The sequence below is a fragment of the Anaerovibrio sp. genome, assembly GCF_051866355.1.
Lineage (GTDB): Bacteria > Bacillota > Negativicutes > Selenomonadales > Selenomonadaceae > Anaerovibrio.
Map to the genome: position 1 here is coordinate 1 of NZ_JBJDWZ010000055.1, position 3,294 is coordinate 3,294.

At 55.0% G+C, this 3,294-nt stretch carries 3 protein-coding genes; all 3 read right to left on the bottom strand.

The genetic code is table 11. The features are described from left to right. Positions 1-54 precede the first annotated feature (54 nt). Positions 55-1,092 carry a UDP-2,4-diacetamido-2,4,6-trideoxy-beta-L-altropyranose hydrolase gene (pseG, locus tag ACI3UA_RS03230; protein WP_439723391.1) on the bottom strand — a complete coding sequence of 346 codons (1,038 nt, stop codon included), beginning with the start codon at positions 1,090-1,092 and terminating at the stop codon, positions 55-57. Between the two features lie 45 nt (positions 1,093-1,137). Further along, positions 1,138-1,812 (bottom strand): uracil-DNA glycosylase, encoded by a 675-nt coding sequence (locus tag ACI3UA_RS03235; RefSeq protein WP_439723392.1) that lies wholly within the window; start codon positions 1,810-1,812, stop codon positions 1,138-1,140. 318 nt (positions 1,813-2,130) lie between these two features. After that, positions 2,131-3,294 (bottom strand): phosphoenolpyruvate--protein phosphotransferase (ptsP, locus tag ACI3UA_RS03240; protein WP_439723393.1); only part of this gene is annotated, 1,164 nt, incomplete at its 5' end.

The window sequence follows — 3,294 nt, forward strand, 5'->3', positions numbered from 1 at the left end:
CTTGTGCTTCAGAGAGGGACTTTATCCTTCCAGAATTATTTTATCATATAACAATTATCTTGCAAACAGCTTTTTCCTGACAGCCGCGGCGAGAAGCTCGGAGGTCACATCCTCTGCCAGCCCCAGATATTCGATCAGCCCTGCCTGAGAGCAGTCACGGCATCCCTGCACCTGATTATCCGCTATAGCCGTCACCAGCGCAGGCAACTGCAGAAACAACCTCTCCCATGTGGTAGAGCCGCCTGCCCCCAGCATAAGGTCTGCCTTATTCATGAACTCCGCCATGTTGCGGACCTGGCAGTGATACGACACAAAATCATACCGGCTGCAGAGCCGCTCCACCTCCTTGCGGCGCAGATTGGACTGCCCCACAATCACATCCACGGTAAAATTCTCCTGCAGGCCGCCCGCGGTCCTGCCCATTGTCCGTGCCGCTTCCTCATGCACCAGAGCCAGTGCCCGGACGGCCTTGCTGGTTTCATCCGTCAGGTCACTGCCCCCATAGAAAACCAGAATATTCTTAATCCGCCCGTCACGCCGCCGCAGATGCTTTTTCGCCTCGTAAAACTCTTCCCGCAAAAGGGCATGCTCCGGCCCCAGCAGCAGGCGGCAGTGCTCCGGCACCAGTCCCTGGTAACGGCTGTCCCTGTCGAGATAAAAATTCTGATCCAGCAGAATATCGCAGTCATGCCTGCGGTCAGCCAGATCATCTATGGCCATGATTTCCCTGACAACAGGACGCAAAAGGGATTCCCAGCGATAATCCAGCGCATAGCTGTCCACCACCAGCCTGTCCGCCATTCCCACGTACTGCCGCACAGCCGACAGGGTTTCCGCCGCATCCTGCTCCACCGGCACAGTCAGCCACTTTTCATAGCCCTGCAGGGCATCATTCTTCTCTGCCCGCGGCAGGATCAGCACCGAAAAGCCCTCCCTCTCCGCCAGCTCAATCAGGTTTCCGGGCAGCTCACGCATCACAAACACCACATCCGCCCCCTGATTCTTCCGCAGCTGTCCGGCCAGGGTCAGGCACCTCATCACATGCCCGCTGCCTATAGCGGCCGACGCATCCGCCCGGATAACAACCTTCATGCACATCTCACGCCCTTTCTGCTTCCTGCACAGCTCCGCTGTCGCTCACACATCCGGCAGCTGCCAGTCAATCGGCTTTTCGCCAATGGATTCCAAAAAACGATTTACCCTGGAAAAAGGCCTGCTGCCAAAAAAACCGCGAAAGGCCGACAGCGGGCTTGGATGGGCTGATTCAATAATCAGGTGCCGCGGATTGGTAATCATGGCCCTCTTGCGCCGCGCCGGCGCACCCCACAGCACAAAGGCCACAGGCTTTTCCCGCTCGTTGAGCAGGGAAATAATCCTGTCCGTAAAAATCTCCCAGCCCTTGTCGCGATGGGAGTTGGCACGATGCGCCTGCACCGTCAGCACCGTGTTCAGAAGCAGCACGCCCTGACGCGCCCAGGGCTCCAGACAGCCGTTGTTCGGCCTGCGGCAGCCCATATCCGTCTCCAGCTCCTTGAAAATATTTAAAAGGGACGGCGGCGGCGGCACATTGGGCAGCACCGAAAAGCTCAGCCCGTGCGCCTGCCCCGGCTCATGATAAGGATCCTGCCCCAGTATCAGCACCCTGGTATCAGCATAGCTGGTATAGTGCAGGGCATTGAAAATATCATACATGCCGGGAAAAACCTGCACCGACCTGTACTGATTAATCAGAAACTGCCGCAGTTCCCGGTAATACGGCTTCTGCATCTCTTCCGTCAAATACTGTTCCCAGTCATTTTTAAATATCCGCATACTGCATCCCCCGCCAAATCACACAATATCTACAACGCCTATTTTACTATGTGCTGCACAAAAAATAAAGCTGCGCAACAAATAAAGCTGTACACAGGACAGCCTAGCGGCAACGAAGCCCGCCGGAACAGGGCCCCATGCGCATAAACCCCGCACAAAAATAAGGCCGCACACGCCAAAAGCGGCCGCCCGGACAACGCCGGAACAGCCGCTTCTCTTCTCATGCTTAAGTTTTTAACAGGATTTATTAAACTTATCCACAAAACTATTCACATTGTGGACTATTCCTGTGTATAACCTGTTACTTATCCACAGTTATCAGCGTTCCATAGCCTCATGGAGATACTTGAGAACCTGTTCACCGGTCTCCATCTCCATTACCTTTTCCAGATGCGCCTTTGCCTCATCAAAGGTCACGGAACGAATCATTTCCTTGACGCGAGGAATAGATGGCGCGCTCATGCTCAGCTCGTTGATGCCCATAGCCATCAGGATGACAGCCGCATACGGGTCGCTGGCCATCTCGCCGCACATGCCGGCCCAGATGCCGTGGTCGTTGGCAGCCTTGATGGTACGATGAATAAGCTGCAGCACAGCCGGATGGAAGTGATTGTAGAGATAATGCACATTCGGATTTACACGGTCTACAGACAAGGTATACTGAACCAAATCGTTTGTGCCAATGCTGAAGAAATCCACATACTTGGCAAAGGTCGGCGTCATAACAGCCGCCGCAGGCGTTTCAACCATAATGCCAAGCTGTACGCCCTTGGAATACTCCTTGCCCTCATCCTCCAGCTCCTGCATGGCCTCTCTGACAAAGGCCCTCAGGCGGAGAATCTCATCAACGCTTACAACCATCGGCGCCATGATGGCGGCCTTGCCGAACATGCCCGCACGGAGAATAGCCTTCAGCTGCGGCATAAACAAATCACGGCGGTTCAGGCTGATGCGGATAGCGCGATAACCCAGGAACGGATTATCCTCATGAGGGATATTCAGGTAAGGCAATGGCTTGTCACCGCCGATATCCATGGTACGGATAACGCACAGCTCCCCGTCGCACGCCTCAATAGCCTTCTTGTAGCTCTCAAACTGCATTTCCTCGGATGGAATGTCCTCCCGTCCCATAAACACGAACTCGGAACGGAACAGTCCGACGCCCCTGTTGCCATACTTGGCGGCATTGGCGGCATCATTCGGGCTGCCGATGTTGGCGGCCAGCTGAACCTCCACACCATCCTTGGTAACAGCAGGCAGGTCACGCAGTGCAGCATAGCGGGCCTCTGCCTCCCTCTGCTGCTTCAGCTTTTCCATATACTCCAGCAGGGTAGCCGGATCAGGATCAATAATAATCAGTCCCTTGTGCCCGTCCAGAACCACCTTGGCCCCCTCCGGAATCTCATCCGTCTTGTGCTCGATGCCTACAACCGTAGGAATCGCCCTGGACTTGGCGATGATAACTGCATGGCAGGTGGTACT